Genomic DNA, 15,815 nt, shown 5'->3' with positions numbered 1-15,815 from the left:
CTCTACAGCACACACAGGATTGACAGCATGGTGGCGAGCGCCTAGCATCTGTGGCAAGTGTTACAGAGGATTCTCGATGCGCCTCGCCGATGTCTGCGCCATCCACACCGGCTACACAGCTCGCGGCAGACTGGAGCCAATGGCCGCTGGGGGTGTGCTCGCAATCCAGTTGCGGGACATATCCCCGGAAGGCTGCATCGACCCGGAGCGCCTCACTCGCGTCCAGCTGGAAAACGTGGCGGACCGCTATTTTGTGCGCGCCGGCGACGTCGTGTTTCGATCACGGGGTGAGCGCAACACGGCTTCCGCCCTGGACGAGCGCATGCGCGAGCCTGTCCTTGCTGTGTTGCCGCTGATGGTCCTGCGTCCGAATCTTGATGTCGTGACGCCACGGTATCTGGCATGGGCGATCAATCAGCCCCCGGCGCAGCGCCACTTCGACGCCGCGGCCCGGGGCACAAACATCCGAATGATTCCCCGATCCAGTCTCGATGACCTCGACCTCGATGTCCCGGACATCGAAACTCAAGAAAAGATCGTCGCGGTCGACGCCTTGGCTGAGCGGGAGCGTGTGCTTTCTCAGCTCGCCGCCGAGACGCGAAGACAGATGATCAGCCTGCTCCTCGTTGAGCAAGCAAACAGGATTAGCCCCAGTACTGGGATGGAAGGGCCGTCCAAATGACCGACCAACTCACACAGCAACAGGTCAACCAGACGGCCTGGGCCGCTTGCGACACTTTCCGGGGCGTCGTCGATGCCGGCCAGTACAAAGACTACATTCTCGTGATGTTGTTCCTGAAGTACATCTCGGATCACTGGAAGGATCACCTCGACACCTATCGCAAGCAGTATGGCGGAGATGAAATCCGGATCCGCCGCAGGCTGGAGCGCGAGCGCTTCGTTCTGCCCGAAGGCGCCAGCTTCTACGACCTCTACGAGGCGCGGAACGAACCCAACATTGGCGAACTGATCAATATCGCGTTGGAGCGGATCGAGGACGCCAACCGCGCCAAGCTGGAAGGCGTGTTCCGCAACATCGACTTCAACTCCGAAGCGAACCTCGGGCGCGTCAAGGACCGCAACCGGCGCCTCAAGAACGTGCTGGAAGATTTCGCCAAGCCTGCGCTCGACCTGCGCCCCAGCCGCGTGACCGAAGACATCATCGGCGAGTGCTACATCTACCTGATCTCGCGCTTTGCCTCGGACGCGGGAAAGAAGGCCGGCGAGTTCTACACGCCCTCCGCGGTCTCACGCCTTCTGGCGAAGCTGGCGGCCCCGAAGCCGGGCGATACGATCTGCGACCCTGCCTGCGGGTCCGGGTCACTGCTGATCCGCGCAGCCGAGGAAGTCGGCTCCGAGAACTTCGCCCTCTACGGCCAGGAAGTGAACGGCGCGACGTGGGCGCTGGCGCGGATGAACATGTTCCTTCACGCCAAGGATGCCGCGCGCATCGAGTGGTGCGACACTCTCAACAGCCCCGCTCTGGTCGAGGGCGATCACCTGATGAAGTTCGACGTGGTGGTGGCCAACCCGCCGTTCAGCCTCGACAAATGGGGCGCGGAGAACGCGGAAACCGACCAGTTCAAGCGGTACTGGCGCGGCATCCCGCCGAAGTCCAAGGGCGATTACGGCTTCATCACCCACATGATCGAGATCGCCAAGCGCCAGAGCGGCCGGGTGGCCGTCATCGTTCCGCATGGCGTGCTGTTCAGAGGCGGGGCCGAGGGGCGAATCCGCCAGGCGCTGATCGAGGAGAACCTGCTCGATGCGGTGGTGGGCCTGCCCGCCAACCTGTTCACGACCACGGGCATCCCGGTGGCCATTCTGATCTTCGACCGCTCCCGCGAACAGGGCGGCGCGAACGAGGCGCGGCGCGATGTGCTGTTCATCGATGCCAGCAAGGAGTTCACCCCAGGCAAGACCCAGAACGTGATGGATGAGGCGCATATCAACAAGGTGCTGGAAACCTACGCTGCGCGGGCCGAGACATCGAAATACTCCCACCGCGCCAGCGTTCAGGAGATCTCCGAGAACGACTTCAACCTCAACATCCCTCGCTACGTCGACACCTTCGAGGCCGAAGAGGAAATCAACGTCGCAGCTCTACAGAAGCAAATCAACGCCATCGAGGCAGAGCTGGTCGAGGTGCGGGGCAAGATGGCCGGCTACCTGAAGGAGCTGGGCGTCGATGTCTGAGGGCGAGCTGATCCTTTACAGCACCGAGGACGGCGCCGCGACCATCGGCCTGCGGGCGGTGGACAGGACCGTATGGCTGAGCCAGCGGGAGATCGCGGAGCTGTTCGACAAGGACGTGCGCACCGTCAGTGAGCACATCAAGAACGTCTTTTCCGAGGGCGAGTGCGATTCTGGGGCAACTATCCGGAAATTCCGGATCGTTCAAACCGAGGGCTCGAGGCAGGTCGAGCGCGAGGTCGACAGCTACAACCTCGATGTCATCCTGTCCGTCGGCTACCGGGTCCGCTCGGCGCGCGGCACCCAGTTCCGCCGTTGGGCCACCACCGTCCTGCGCGAATACCTGGTCAAGGGCTTCGCCATGGACGATGCCCGGCTGAAGCAGGCCGAGCAATGGGACTATTTCGACGAGTGGCTTGCCCGCATCCGGGACATCCGCGCCTCGGAGAAGCGCTTCTACCAGAAGGTGCGCGACCTCTACACGACCGCCATCGACTACGACAAGACGTCCGAACAGGCGCAGGCCTTCTTCAAGAAGGTGCAGAACAAGATGCTGTGGGCGGTCACGGGCAAGACCGCTGCCGAGCTGATCGAAAACCGCAGCGATCCAAGCGCCCCCAACATGGGCCTGACCAGTTGGAAAGGCTCGGTTGTGCGCAAGGGCGATGTCGGCACCGCCAAGAACTACCTGAAGGCCGAGGAGGTCGAGGAACTCAACCGCATCGTCGTGATGTACCTCGACTACGCCGAGGACCAGGCTAAACGTCGCCGCCCGGTCGCCATGGCTGAGTGGGCTGACAAAATCGACGCATTCCTGTCCTTCAACGAACGGCACGTACTGACCCATGCCGGGCGGCTGCGGATGGACGTGGCCCAGAAGCTGGCCGCCGAGCGGTTCGAGGTGTTCGACGCCAGCCGCCGCGCCGCCGAGGCGCTGGCGGCGGATGAGGCTGACATCGGCCAACTGGAGGAGATGGAGAAGGCTGTCAAGGGGCGGAAGAAGGGGGAACGAGATGGCTGACGGATGGAGATACGCCGACTTTCGCGAGTGTGTCGAAGAAATTCGCTCCGGCAAGAGCGTGAACTCTACTGAGGAGCCGGCGAACGCGGATCAGGTCGGCGTCCTCAAAACGAGCTGCGTCTACAATGGAAGCTTCGACCCTCGCGAGAACAAGTTGGTCGTCCCCGAAGAACAGTCGTTAGTGAAATGCCCGGTGACGGCCGGGACCATTATTGTAAGTCGCATGAACACCGCAGATCTTGTTGGGGCGAGCGGCTATGTGGATCGGGACTATCCCAACATATTTTTGCCCGACCGACTTTGGGCCATTTTCCCAAAGCAGGGCATTGACCCCGTTTGGTTATACTATGTCACATCCTCACCTGAAACACGGGCACGTCTCTCAGACAGTGCCTCTGGCACCTCAGCGTCGATGAAGAACATGTCTCAGGATGTTTTTCTGAGCATGCCAGCTCGTATCCCCCCGCTCCCAGAACAGCGCAAGATTGCTGAAATCCTGCGGACATGGGACGAGGCCATCGAGAAGCTGGAAGCGCTGCGGGCGGCGAAGGAGCGGCGGATCACCTCGGTTCGTCAGCGCCTCTTCGAGGCCGCGTACGCATCCCACAACCGGCTGCAGCGGGCGAGGGACATATTTGAGACCGTTTCGGAGCGCGCCCGTCCCGACTTGCCGCTGCTCGCCGTGATGCAGGACATTGGGATCGTCCGACGTGACGAACTCGACCGCCGCGTGGCCATGCCCGATGGCGACACCTTAAGCTACAAGGTCATCCGTCCCGGCGACTTTGTGATCAGCCTGCGTTCGTTCGAAGGGGGGCTGGAATACTCGACGATCACCGGGCTGGTCAGTCCCGCCTACACGGTCCTCCGGCCGAATACCCAGCTCGTCGGCGAATATTACCGCCACTTCTTCAAGTCCCGCAGCTTCATCGGGCGCCTGGACAAGCTAATTTTCGGCATTCGCGACGGCAAGCAGATCGCCTTCCGCGACTTCGGCGACATGCACATCCCGGCACCGCCTGTATCCGAGCAGAAAACCCAATCGCGGGCGCTGCACGCGCTCGAAGTCGATCTCGCCCTTGAAGAAAAGCGGATCGAAACCCTTGCCCGCCAGAAACGCGGCCTGATGCAGAAGCTGCTGACGGGCGAATGGCGCGTGAAGTCGGGGGAGGGCCCATGACTTTCGATGCCGCCGAGAAGCACCAGTCCCAGATCCCCGCCCTGCAGCTTCTCGTGGCGCTGGGCTTCACGCCGCTGTCCCAGAGTCAGGCTGTGCGCCTGCGCGGCGGTCGCCTGCGCAACGTGGTTCTCGATGACGTTCTTGCCGACCAGCTTCTGAAGATCAACAGCTTCACTCATCGTGGACGGGAGTACCCCTTCGACCTCGAGGATGCTCACGAAGCCATTCGCCGTCTGAAGCCCACGCCTGACCGGCAAAAGGGACTGCGCGGCACCAACCAGGACATTTACGACACCCTCGTGCTCGGGACGACGATCACCAAGACGATCCAGGGGGACTCCAAGTCCTACTCCTTCCGCTACATCGATTGGGAAACCCCATCGAACAATGTCTTTCATGTGACGGCCGAAGTCTCCGTCGAGCGGACAGCGAGCACCCAGACGAAGCGTTGCGATATCGTCGCCTATGTGAACGGCATTCCGTTCCTCGTGATCGAGAACAAGCGGCCGACCGAGAGCTTGAAGAAGGCCGGTAGCCAGCTGATCGGCTATCAGAACGAGGACAACATCCCGCAGTTGTTCCACTTCGCGCAGCTTCTCATGGTGATGAACCGTGTCGAGGCGCGCTACGCCACCGTGGGTACGCCGCGGCAGTTCTGGCAGACATGGCGGGACGAGGAAGACCGCGACGACATCATCGACCCGATGGCCAATCGACCGCTCACGGCGGCGGAAGCGGATGCGGTCTTCTCGGGCGACTTCGCCTTCGCCCGCGCCCATTTCGAAGCTCTGGCGGCCGAAGGTGTGCGCGCGATCACCGCGCAGGACCGCACAGTTTATGCAACGTGCCGGCCGGAACGCCTGCTGGACCTGATCCGTCGCTTCACCGTGTTCGATGGCGGCGCACGCAAGGTCGCGCGCCACCAGCAGTTCTTCGGGATCCGGAAGGCTGTCGAACGCGTCCGCCAGTTCAATCTGGACGGCCGCCGCAAAGGTGGCGTGATCTGGCACACCCAAGGGTCGGGCAAATCGCTGACTATGGTGATGCTGGGGCGCTCTCTCGCACTCGACAAGGCCATCCCCAATCCGCGCATTCTGATTGTCACTGACCGGGACGATCTCGACAAGCAGATCAAGGACACCTTCAAGTCCTGCGAACTGGAACCCGTGCGGGCAACCAGTGGCGCCCGCCTGATCGAGCTGATCCGCGACCGGACGCCGCTCGTGACGACCATCATCAACAAGTTCGATACGGCCGCCAAAGCTGCGGAGGACGTCGATCAGGATGCCAACGTGTTCGTCCTGGTCGACGAGAGCCATCGCTCACAGACCGGCCGCTATGGCGGTCACAGCCAGTTCGCGACGCGGATGCGCCGTCTGCTGCCGAAGGCCTGCTATCTCGGCTTCACGGGAACGCCGCTCCTGAAGAAGGAGAAGAACACACTCTCGACCTTTGGCGGCCTCATCCACAAATACGCGATCGACGAGGCCGTTGCTGACGAAGCCGTCGTGCCGCTCCTCTATGAGGGGCGACTTGTCGAACAACAGGTCAATGGCGGCGTGATCGACAAGTGGTTTGACAAGATCAGCGAGGGTTTGACCTCCAGCCAGAAGGCCGACCTTAAGCGCAAGTTCTCCCGAATGGATGCGCTGTCGAAAACAGGCCAGGCGATCCGGGCGAAGGCCTTCGACATCTCGGAGCACTTCCGCCAACACTGGCAAGGTACGGGATTCAAGGCGCAGCTTGTGGCTCCGTCCAAGGCGGCAGCAGTCCGCTTCAAGGAGGTGCTCGACGAGATCGGGCACGTCACCAGCGAAATCGTCATCTCGCCGCCCGATGACAACGAGGGCAACGAGGAGGTCGACAAGGAGTCGAAGGACCTTGTGCGCGGATTCTGGGCGCGAATGATGGCCCGGTACAAGACCGAGGACGAATATACCCGGCAAATCATCGATGCATTCAAGGGCTCGGGCGATCCGGAGATCCTCATCGTCGTGTCGAAGCTGCTGACCGGGTTCGATGCGCCACGCAACACTGTGCTCTATGTCTGCAAGTCGCTACGCGAACATAACCTGCTGCAGGCGATCGCCCGCGTGAACCGGCTCTACGAAGACGGTGTGACCGAGAAGCAGTTCGGCTTCATCATCGACTTCGAGGGGCTGCTCGGAGAACTCGACACGGCGCTGACGACCTACAGCGCCTTCGAGGGCTTTGACGCCACCGATCTCGCCGGCACAGTCCACGACGTGCGCGAGGAAATCCGAAAGCTTCCTCAGCTGCACGATCAGCTCTGGGACCTGTTCAAGCCGGTCAAGAACAAGAAGGACATGGAGCAGTTCGAGCAGTTCCTGGCAGATGAAGCTATCCGGCAGGAATTCTATGAACGACTGAAGGCGTTCAGCCGCTGCCTTCATATCTCGCTGTCGTCGGACAAGCTCTTCGACGTCTTTGACGAGGCGAAGATCGACGCCATGAAGAGGGACTGGAAGCAGTTCTCCGAGCTGCGGCGTTCAGTTCAACTGCGCTACCAAGAGACCGTCGACGTCAAGGAGTTCGAGCCAAAGATACAGAAGCTGCTGGACGACCATGTGGTTGCCATGCCGGCCGAAACGATCATCGAGATGGTCAACATCAACGACCCGGACGCCCTGAAGGCCGTGGTGGAGGAAACGGGCGTCTCCGAGGCGTCGAGGGCGGACCGGATCGCCAGCGCGACGCGACGGACCATCACGGAAAAGATGGACGAGGACCCGACCTTCTACCGGAGCTTCTCGGAGTTGCTGGAGGAAACCATCCGCGACTATCGGGCCAAACGGATTTCCGAGCGCGATTACCTCAAGAACGTAGTCGATTTGGCCAGCAAGGTCGCCCGCAAGGACCGGGGGCGCGAGGTGCCGGATGCGATCAAGGGCAACGACGATGGGCAGGCGTTCTTCGGGATCCTTGAGGGCGTGCTCGCGACCGCCGACGGTAAACCGGTCGCGTCAGATGAGGTAGCCGCCATTGCGCTCACGATCATCGACATCATCAAGTCCCATCACATCGTCGACGTCTGGTCCAATGATATCGCTCAGAACAAGATGCGCAACGCCATCGACGACTACTTCTTTGATGTCCTTCGCGATGAGCGCGGCGTTGAGCTGACGGTCAAGGTGATGGACGATCTTGAACTCAGGATCATGGACCTGGCCCGAGTGCGGTTTCCTAGATGATGCCGGAGCAACACAGCATCCGATATGGTGAACACCGGATCGATTTCACTATCGTGCGCCGCGACCGGACGACGCTCGAAATCGCCGTAGAGCCTGATGCCTCTGTTGTGGTCGCTGCTCCACGGGATGCTCAGCTGGCGGCCATCGAGGAGAAAGTGCGCAAGCGCGCCGCGTGGATCCAGCGTCAGCAGCGGTATTTCATCCAGTTCCTGCCGCGCACCCCGGATCGCCAGTATGTGGCGGGCGAGACCCATCTCTATCTCGGACGCCAGTATCGATTGAAGATAGTGCCCCACATTCAGGCGACGGTGAAGCTCGTCCGTGGCTTCATCGTGGTCCAAACGCACAGGCCCGAACGGACCGAGGTCACCCGCGAACTTGTCGAGGGCTGGTATCGGCAGCGGGCTCATGTGAAATTCCTAGAGCGGCTAGAAGTCAATCTGCTGCGCTTCCCGGCCCCTGAAGACTTCCGCCCCAGAGGCTTGATTGTGCGCCAACTCCGGCAGCGGTGGGGTTCGATGTCACCAGGATCGCGCCTTCTGCTCAATCGCCGCCTAATCGAGGCGCCCATAGACGCGATTGATTACGTCATCACGCACGAGCTTTGCCACATTGCCGTGCCACATCACGGGGCAGAGTTTTTTGAGCTATTGGGTCTCGTCCTGCCGGACTGGTCAATGCGCAAGCAGAGGCTTGAAAGGGCGATGGCGTAGCCCCTCTCGTCCTTGTTCATCACCAGTTTGTAGCCCCGGCACTACCGAGCGGCGCTCAGGCTGATGTTCTGGCGACTCTTCGGGGCGAGTATCCCAGCGAACCAAGAATGGCGTTCAATTCCAGTGACTGATTCCGATTCCGGTCCGTCTTGGAAAGAAAACGGCGACTACAAAAGTACGGCAAATCCGATCGGAAAAAACGAGTCAGTGCAAACGCTTGCATATCCGTACTAAAATCGAGAAGTCAGGAGCTTCAGAGAGAAAGCCACGAGAGAGCGAGAATTGCGCGCCCTCCCATGTGCAAGAAGTCATGAGCTATCCCTAAAATCCGCAGGAAGACTGTCGATTTTGACGGTCGAATCCGCCGAGAGAGAAAGTAGTACTTGTGGAAATGGCGGAGAGAGCGGGATTCGAACCCGCGATACGGTTTCCCGTATACACACTTTCCAGGCGTGCGCCTTCGACCGCTCGGCCACCTCTCCAGTCCATAGAGGCGCCTAATTAGGGGATGTCGGTGCGTCGCGCAAGGCGTCTTGAGGCGGTTGCCGAATGTTGTCGTGCCTGCGCCGGGTGTTCGGTCTGCCGGGGCCGACGGAATGGCGGATCCCGGCGGTTTCCGGTCGACAAGGCGGGAAATCCGGTCCAAGAGAAGCCCGCCGGGACCGTCCCGGCGGAGGGGACCGGGTGGCGCTGCATCCGGCCCGGCCGGGCCCGAACAGCGCAGGAACCCGCGCCCGATGTCCAAGATCATCCATGTCGGCCTGCCGAAATGCGCATCGACCAGCCTGCAGGTCCTGTTCATCCAGGCGAAAGGCACGACTTTCCTGGGCAAGGGCGCGAATGCAACCGGGCTCGAGGCGGTCAAGGACTGGATGCGCCGGACCTTCCTGGGCGAACCGCCGCGCTTCCGCGAGAGCCTCTACCCGACCAAGGCGATCCGCGACATCTTCCGCGACGCGCTGCCGTCCGACCGCATCCTGTCGGACGACGAAATTGCCGCGATGCGCGCCGAGCTCGACGCCACGGTGCGCGGCTTCAAGGGCGATCCGGCGAAGCTGCTGGTCTCCGACGAGGTCCTGTCCGGCGCCGGCTTCATCTTCTTCAACGAGCCGCGCCGCCGCCTCGAGGGCATCATCCAGACGGCCGGGCGCCTGTTCGGCCCCGACGCGCTGGTGGTCGTGGTCATGCGCAGCCAGCTGCCCTTCCTGACCTCCTACTGGAAGCACCTGATCCGCACCGGCTATCCCTTCACCTTCGGACATTTCCTGTCGGAACAGTCCGACGACTTCGCGACCGCCTCGTCCTGGCGTTCGGTCACCGCGAGCCTCTTTTACGACCATGTCCGGCGTGCCGCCGCGGAGGCCGGCGTCCGCGTCGCCTTCGTGCCGTTCGAGGATGTCACCGGCGACCAGACCATGCTCCGGCGCGTCTTCGCCGACGAGGGCATCACCATGCCGCCGGGCCTGCCGCACCGGCGCCGCACGGCCTCGGACGAAAGCCACATCCTGAAGCTGAAGCGCAACCGCACGGCCCTGCGCAAGCGCGGCAACATGTTCACGCCCGAGCAGCTGCAGGCCGACGAGCCGGGCTTCCGCTGGGTGATCGAGAACAACACGCTGTTCGATCCGACGCCGCATCGCGAACGGCTGATCGAGGCCTTCCGGCCGGAGAACCGGGCCTTCGCGGCGGCGACCGGCTACGACCTCGCGAAGATGAAATATCCGGTCTGACGCCGGCCGTCGTCCGGCGCCGCACGCGGCGCTGCCCCTCCGGCCGGCCGGAGGCGGCGTCTTGAACCCCGTTCGAAGCCGACCCATATTGCGAATGCGGATCCGATCGGATCCGGCCGGATGCCCGAGGGGTCCGGAAGCCTACGGGTCGCTTCGACGGAGGACCTCGATCATGTCACGCCTCACGGGCTTCTCGAGCCCGTTCCTGCTCGGTTTCGACGAGATCGAGCGCGTCCTGGACCGTGTCTCCAAGGCCGCCAACGACGGCTACCCGCCCTACAATATCGAACGCCTGCTGCGACCGGGCGACCGCGGCGACGTGCTGCGCATCACCCTGGCGGTGGCCGGTTTCACGCGCGACCAGCTCGACGTGACGCTGGAAGAGAAGCAGCTGGTCATCCGCGGCCGCCAGACCGAGGACGACCGCGACCGTCACTTCCTGCACCGCGGCATCGCGGCGCGCCAGTTCCAGCGGGCCTTCGTGCTCGCGGAAGGCATCGAGGTGATCGGCGCGGAGCTGAAGGACGGCCTGCTGTCGATCGACCTCGCCCGGCCGGAACCGGAGCGGGTGATCCGGAAGATCGACATCGCGACCAGCGACTGACGGCGGACGGCCGACCGGCGCACCGGCGGCGAACCGGTCTCGAACCCATGGACGGCCGCCCCTGCGCGGACGCCGGGTCGAGCCATATCGAGGAGAATACCCATGACCGAGGACCATGCCGCCAGGGCCGTGATGGAGACGACCGAATTCGCCCATCTGGGCGAAGGCCAGGTTGCCTATCTGCGCGAACTGAAATCCGAAGAGCTGCCGGGCCTGTTCCCGAACGTGCCGCGCATCGCGCCGGGCGTGACCATCTGGGCTCTGATCAATGCCAGCGGTGCGCCGATCCTGCTCGCCGATTCGCGCGATGTCGCGGTCGCCGGCGCCCTGGAAAACGAGCTGACGACCGTCAGCGTGCATTGACGAGCCCGGGCCTGATGCGCCGCGCGCGGCCGAAAGCGCCGGTGCCGAGGTCTCGTACCGACGGACCAGGACGCGGACGCGTCGGGCCATTGAAGTAACGCGAATGTCTCATAGGCGTCAGCGGCATGAGAAATCCGCGTATCGACGACCGACGATCATTCGATGACCGTCGGTATCGCGGCCGAGGGTCCGGCCCGGTCGCCGGAGCCGCTCTGGCCGCCGGGGTTGGTCAGGCCGCGTGCGAGGCGAGCGGCTGGGTCAGCACGCTATAGAGCGCGTCGGCATCGTTGGCTGCGCGCAGCTTGGCGGCGATGGCCGGATCGCGCAGCACCCGGGCGACCCGGGCGAGCGCCTTCAGGTGGTCGGCACCGGCGCCTTCCGGTGCCAGCAGCATGAAGATCAGATCGACCGGCGCATCGTCGATGGCGTCGAAATCGACCGGGCGCTCAAGCCGCGCGAACAGGCCGACCAGGGTCGGCAGGGCGTCGATCCGGCCGTGCGGAATGGCGATGCCACGGCCGACGGCCGTCGAACCGAGACGCTCGCGCTGCAGGATGGTGTCGAAGATCTCGCGTTCGCCGAGCCCCGTCACCTTCGCGGCACGCGTCGCCAAATCCTGAAACGCCTGCTTCTTGGAATTGGCCTTGAGCGCCGGGATGACGGCGCCGAGGTCGAGGATGTCGCTCAAGTCCATCGAAGGGTCCGGAAAGGAGCCCGCCGCCGGTTCCGGCGCCATGCGCGGAACGGTCGGGTCGGGTCGTCTGGCGCGTCAAGCTCGGAATAGGGATCGGGCGGTGTTCGGCCGGATTGATGGTCCGGTTCGATGATGAATGTCCGGGCGAAGCAGGATAGCCCGCTTCGCCCGGACATGACACTGCCGGACCGGATCGACCGGATCAAGCCGAGGTTGCAGGCAATGTCGGATCGATCCAGCCGATATTTCCGTCACGGCGCCGATAGACGACGTTCAGGCCGCCATTGCCGGCATTCAGGAATACCACGAAGGGGGCATGGGTCAGGTCGAGTTCCATGACCGCGCTGCCGACCGTAAGGGTCTTCAAAGTCTTGGTGGTCTCGGCGATGACGACCGGGCTGTAGTCGACCGGCACCTCGTCCTCGTCGGCAATCGCCTCGATGACGCGATAGGTGCCCTCGACCGCCTCGGCGCGGGCGCTGCCGTTATTATAGTCACGCAGTTTGCGCTTGTAGCGCCGAAGCTGCTTGGCGATCCGCTCGGCCGCCTGGTCGACGCTCGGATAGGGCTCGTGTGCCTGGCCCTCGGACTGCAGGGTCACGCCGGTGCCGAGATGCAGCGCGCATTCCGTGCGGAAGCCGTGGCCGTCCTTCTCGACGGTGACGTGGCCGTTCCAGGTCCCGTTGAAATACTTGCCCAGGGTCTCGGCGATCCGGCCCTCCACATGGGTGCGCAGAGATTCGCCGATGTCGACGTTCTTGCCCGAAACCCTCAAGCCCATGGGATGCGACCTCCTTAGCGACGGTCCGCACCGGGCGGCCCCGCATTTTTTCATCTGCCCCGTCCGTTCAGGCGCGGCGGCAATGGGGGCGGTCTCATAACATTGCCGCTGGTCTTGTCAAATCCGGCATTCTCCGCGTCGCAGCCCGCAAGAGCCGCGATGCGTCGGTCCGGACTCAAGATATGGCGCGCCTTCGCGTCGATTCCAGGCCGCTTTGCCGCCGGCCCGACGATTTTGGCCGATCCCGGTTGGTGCGGCGCAACCGGCTGGCCGAACCCGACCCTGTCGGGACGCCGCCCGCGCGCCTGGCGCTGCCGGTTCCGATCGTCGGCGCTGCGGCGCGCGCAGGGCGGGTCCCGGTCAGCCGAGCGATTTCTCGCGCCGGCGCTGGACCGAGGATGGAATGTTCATCGCCTCGCGATACTTGGCGACCGTCCTGCGGGCGATGTCGACGCCGGCCTCGCGCAGGAGCTTCACGATCGTGTCGTCCGACAGGATGTCGTTCGGCGCCTCGGCATCGATCATGTCCTTGATGCGGTGGCGGACCGACTCCGACGAATGGGCCTCGCCGCCCTCGGACGAGGCGATCGAGGAGGTGAAGAAGTATTTGAACTCGAAGATGCCGCGGCTGGTCGCCATGTATTTGTTCGAGGTCACGCGGCTGACGGTCGATTCGTGCATCCCGATCGCATCGGCGATCATGCGCAGGTTCAGCGGACGCAGATGCTGCACGCCGTAGGCCAGGAAGGCATCCTGCTGGCGGACGATCTCGCTCGCCACCTTGATGATCGTCTTGGCGCGCTGGTCGAGGCTCTTGACCAGCCAGTTGGCGCTCTGCAGGCAATCGGACAGATACTGCTTGTCCTTCTCGCCCTTCGCCCCCTTCGCGACGGTGGCATAGTAGGTCTGGTTGACGAGAACCCGCGGCAGCGTCTCGGTGTTGAGCTCGATCAGCCAGCCGCCGTCCGGCCCGGCCCGCACGATCACGTCCGGGACGACCGGCTGCACCGGCGCGCTGCCGAAGCGGTTGCCGGGCTTGGGATCGAGCGCCTTGATCTCGCCGATCATCTCGACGAGGTCCTCGTCGTCGACGGCGCACAGCTTGCGCAGCTGCGCGAAATCGCGCCGCGCCAGCAGTTCGATATTTTCGATCAGCTTGCGCATCGCCGGATCGTAGCGGTCGCGTTCGCGCAGCTGGATCGCCAGACATTCCCTGAGATCGCGCGCGCAGACGCCGGACGGATCGAAGCTTTGCAGGACGGCCAGCACCTCCTCGACCAGCGCGACCGGGCAGCCGAGCTTCTCGGCGACCGAATCCAGATCGGTGCGCAGGTAGCCGGCCTCGTCGACCGCATCGATCAGATAGTGGCCGATCAGGCGGCGGACCGGGTCGGTGATGGCCAGCGCCAGCTGCTCGGCGAGATGGTCGGCGAGCGAGGTCTCGGCGGCCACGAAGGCTTCGAGATTGTATTCGTCGTCGCCGCCCGGACCCGAGCGCGCGCCGGAGCCCGCCCAGCTGTCGCCGACCATCAGGCCCGGATCGAGCGGACGCTCGCCGCCGGTCGCGTCGTCCGGAAACACGTTGGTCATGTCGGTATCGAGCCGTTCCGACATGGCCGTGGCCGTCTCGAAGCTCGGTTCGGCCCAGTCGGCCGACGGCTCGCCGTCGCCTGCGCCCGGGCCGTCGGGACCGGCCGGAGCCTCCGGGGCCGTCCCGGTCTCGGCGGCGCCGCCGCCCTCCGGCGTCTCCCGATCGGCCCGGCGGGTCCTCGCCTTCGTCGCGATCGAGCAGGGGATTGCGTTCGAGTTCGGCCTCCACATAGGCGACCAGATCGAGGCTGCCGAGCTGGAGCAGCTTGATCGCCTGCATCAACTGCGGCGTCATCACCAGCGACTGGCTCTGTCTCAGTTCCAGCTTCGCAGAAAGCGCCATCGCGTCCCGATCGATCCCGCCGGACGGTCGCGCGGGTCGCCGCGAAACTGGTCCGGAATTTGCGTCCTCTTCAGTTATCGCATGGTCGGGGCCGATTCAAAGACTGAATTGCTCGCCGAGGTAAAGACGGCGGACATCGGGGTTTTCGACGATTTCGCGCGGTCGGCCCTCGGTCAGAACGGAGCCGGCGGCGATGATATAGGCGTGGTCGATCAGGCCGAGCGTTTCGCGGACATTGTGATCGGTGATCAGGACGCCGATGCCGCGCCGCGTCAGATGCACGACGAGCGCCTGGATCTCGCCGACCGCGATCGGATCGATGCCCGCGAAGGGTTCGTCGAGCAGCATGAAGGAGGGCCGGCTGGCCAGGGCCCGGGCGATCTCGCAGCGCCGCCGCTCGCCGCCCGACAGGGCGATCGCGGGCGACTTGCGCAGATGGTCGATGCGGAATTCGTCGAGCAGCTCGTCGAGCTGCTCGCGCCGCCGGGCGCGGTCGGGCTCGACCACCTCCAGCACCGCCAGAATGTTCTCCTCCACGGTCAGGCCGCGAAAGATCGAGGCCTCCTGGGGCAGGTAGCCGATACCCAGCCGTGCCCGGCGATACATCGGCAAGCCCGTGATGGCATAGCCGTCGAGTGCGATGTCGCCGTGATCCGGGCGGATCAGGCCGGTGATCATGTAGAAGACCGTGGTCTTGCCGGCCCCGTTGGGCCCGAGCAGTCCGACCGCCTCGCCCCGGTGGACGATCAGGCTCACGTCGCGCACGACCTGTCGCCGCTTGTAGCTCTTGGCGACACCGGCCACGACCAGCCCCTCGGCGGCGCCGATGTCGCGCGCCTGATCGTGTCCGCCCGCGCTGCGGCCGGCCGTCTTCGTCATGGTGCGGGTGCCGGAGGCCGCCGGCGCCGTCCTGTCCGAACTCAGAGCCAAGCCGGTCTCCACGCCTGTTGCGCCTCGGTCGCGGCGTCGACGCTCGCTCCGATCACGGCTTGCCGCCGGCGCCCTTGGCGGCAGCCGGCTCCAGGATCAGCTGCACGCGCCCCGAGCCCTTCGCCGCATCCAGCCGGTACTGGCCGGGCTTGGAATCGTAGAAGACCTTGAGCCGCGCGGCCTTCATCACCGTCTGGCTTTGGCGCACCAGGACATTGCCGCTGAACAGCGCGACCGATTCCTTGTCGCGCACCTCAAGGCTGTCGGCCTCGATCTGGATCGGATCCTTGCGGTTGGCGCCGAAGCCCTTGAACGCCTCGGACATCGAGCCCTGCGCGAGGGCATCGGCAGGGGCAAGGGCCGCGGGGGCGAGAGCGAGGGCGAGGAGAACGGTCAGAACGCGGGGCATGGGTCCTCACTGGGGCAGGGAACGCGACGTGCCATCGGATCCGGCCATTCGC

14 protein-coding genes and 1 tRNA gene are annotated in these 15,815 nt (G+C 64.0%); 9 read left to right on the top strand and 6 right to left on the bottom strand.

The features are described 5' to 3' along the window. Positions 1 to 76 precede the first annotated feature (76 nt). The 6 genes from ABB55_RS13910 to ABB55_RS13885 are packed head-to-tail and all read left to right on the top strand — an operon-like array spanning position 77 to position 8,319. Positions 77 to 682, top strand: coding sequence for a restriction endonuclease subunit S domain-containing protein (locus ABB55_RS13910; protein ID WP_054359336.1), 606 nt, complete (start codon positions 77 to 79; stop codon positions 680 to 682). Then, entirely contained in the window at positions 679 to 2,196 is a 1,518-nt protein-coding gene (locus tag ABB55_RS13905) for a type I restriction-modification system subunit M (RefSeq protein ID WP_054359335.1), read from the top strand. The genes ABB55_RS13910 and ABB55_RS13905 overlap by 4 nt, the downstream gene beginning before the upstream one ends. Beyond that, on the top strand, positions 2,189 to 3,214 hold the full coding sequence (locus ABB55_RS13900; RefSeq protein ID WP_054359334.1) for a virulence RhuM family protein: 1,026 nt from the start codon (positions 2,189 to 2,191) through the stop codon (positions 3,212 to 3,214). The genes ABB55_RS13905 and ABB55_RS13900 overlap by 8 nt, the downstream gene beginning before the upstream one ends. After that, the gene (locus tag ABB55_RS28930) at positions 3,207 to 4,394 is read left to right on the top strand and encodes a restriction endonuclease subunit S (RefSeq protein WP_160321235.1); all 1,188 of its coding nucleotides are present in this window, start codon (positions 3,207 to 3,209) and stop codon (positions 4,392 to 4,394) included. The genes ABB55_RS13900 and ABB55_RS28930 overlap by 8 nt, the downstream gene beginning before the upstream one ends. After that, a complete protein-coding gene (locus ABB55_RS13890) occupies positions 4,391 to 7,606 on the top strand; it encodes a type I restriction endonuclease subunit R (RefSeq protein ID WP_054359332.1) in 3,216 nt (1,071 codons plus the stop codon). Before ABB55_RS28930 ends, ABB55_RS13890 begins: the two co-directional genes overlap by 4 nt. Then, entirely contained in the window at positions 7,603 to 8,319 is a 717-nt protein-coding gene (locus tag ABB55_RS13885) for a M48 family metallopeptidase (protein WP_054359331.1), read from the top strand. The genes ABB55_RS13890 and ABB55_RS13885 overlap by 4 nt, the downstream gene beginning before the upstream one ends. Positions 8,320 to 8,711: 392 nt before the next feature. Here ABB55_RS13885 and ABB55_RS13880 read toward each other — a convergent pair. After that, positions 8,712 to 8,801: transfer RNA gene (locus tag ABB55_RS13880), tRNA-Ser, on the bottom strand. A gap of 255 nt (positions 8,802 to 9,056) precedes the next feature. Here ABB55_RS13880 and ABB55_RS13875 point away from each other — a divergent pair. The 3 genes from ABB55_RS13875 (at position 9,057) to ABB55_RS13865 (ending at position 11,016) form a co-directional block, all read left to right on the top strand. Next, positions 9,057 to 10,049, top strand: a complete 993-nt coding sequence (locus ABB55_RS13875) for a hypothetical protein (protein ID WP_054359330.1) — start codon at positions 9,057 to 9,059, stop codon at positions 10,047 to 10,049. A 172-nt stretch (positions 10,050 to 10,221) separates the two neighbouring features. Continuing rightward, on the top strand, positions 10,222 to 10,653 hold the full coding sequence (locus ABB55_RS13870) for an Hsp20 family protein (protein WP_054359329.1): 432 nt from the start codon (positions 10,222 to 10,224) through the stop codon (positions 10,651 to 10,653). A 102-nt stretch (positions 10,654 to 10,755) separates the two neighbouring features. Then, positions 10,756 to 11,016 carry a BQ00720 family protein gene (locus ABB55_RS13865; protein ID WP_054359328.1) on the top strand — a complete coding sequence of 87 codons (261 nt, stop codon included), beginning with the start codon at positions 10,756 to 10,758 and terminating at the stop codon, positions 11,014 to 11,016. Between the two features lie 229 nt (positions 11,017 to 11,245). On the opposite strand, the gene ptsN is transcribed toward ABB55_RS13865, so the two are convergent. From ptsN to ABB55_RS13840, 5 genes are all read right to left on the bottom strand, one after another. After that, positions 11,246 to 11,710: a PTS IIA-like nitrogen regulatory protein PtsN gene (ptsN, locus tag ABB55_RS13860; protein ID WP_054362051.1), complete on the bottom strand. Its 465-nt coding sequence runs from the start codon at positions 11,708 to 11,710 to the stop codon at positions 11,246 to 11,248. 202 nt (positions 11,711 to 11,912) lie between these two features. Then, entirely contained in the window at positions 11,913 to 12,491 is a 579-nt protein-coding gene (gene hpf / locus ABB55_RS13855) for a ribosome hibernation-promoting factor, HPF/YfiA family (protein ID WP_054359327.1), read from the bottom strand. A 360-nt stretch (positions 12,492 to 12,851) separates the two neighbouring features. Next, positions 12,852 to 14,312 carry an RNA polymerase factor sigma-54 gene (gene rpoN, locus ABB55_RS13850; RefSeq protein ID WP_244472035.1) on the bottom strand — a complete coding sequence of 487 codons (1,461 nt, stop codon included), beginning with the start codon at positions 14,310 to 14,312 and terminating at the stop codon, positions 12,852 to 12,854. 208 nt (positions 14,313 to 14,520) lie between these two features. Then, positions 14,521 to 15,303: an LPS export ABC transporter ATP-binding protein gene (lptB, locus tag ABB55_RS13845; RefSeq protein ID WP_054362050.1), complete on the bottom strand. Its 783-nt coding sequence runs from the start codon at positions 15,301 to 15,303 to the stop codon at positions 14,521 to 14,523. A gap of 103 nt (positions 15,304 to 15,406) precedes the next feature. Further along, positions 15,407 to 15,763: an LptA/OstA family protein gene (locus ABB55_RS13840; protein WP_054359326.1), complete on the bottom strand. Its 357-nt coding sequence runs from the start codon at positions 15,761 to 15,763 to the stop codon at positions 15,407 to 15,409. Between the last annotated feature and the right edge of the window lie 52 nt (positions 15,764 to 15,815).

It is taken from the genome of Prosthecodimorpha hirschii (assembly GCF_001305515.1).
Classification (GTDB): Bacteria; Pseudomonadota; Alphaproteobacteria; order Rhizobiales; family Ancalomicrobiaceae; genus Prosthecodimorpha; species Prosthecodimorpha hirschii.
The sequence above is the reverse complement of the archived record's forward strand: the minus strand, read 5'-3'. Positions and strand labels throughout refer to the sequence as shown.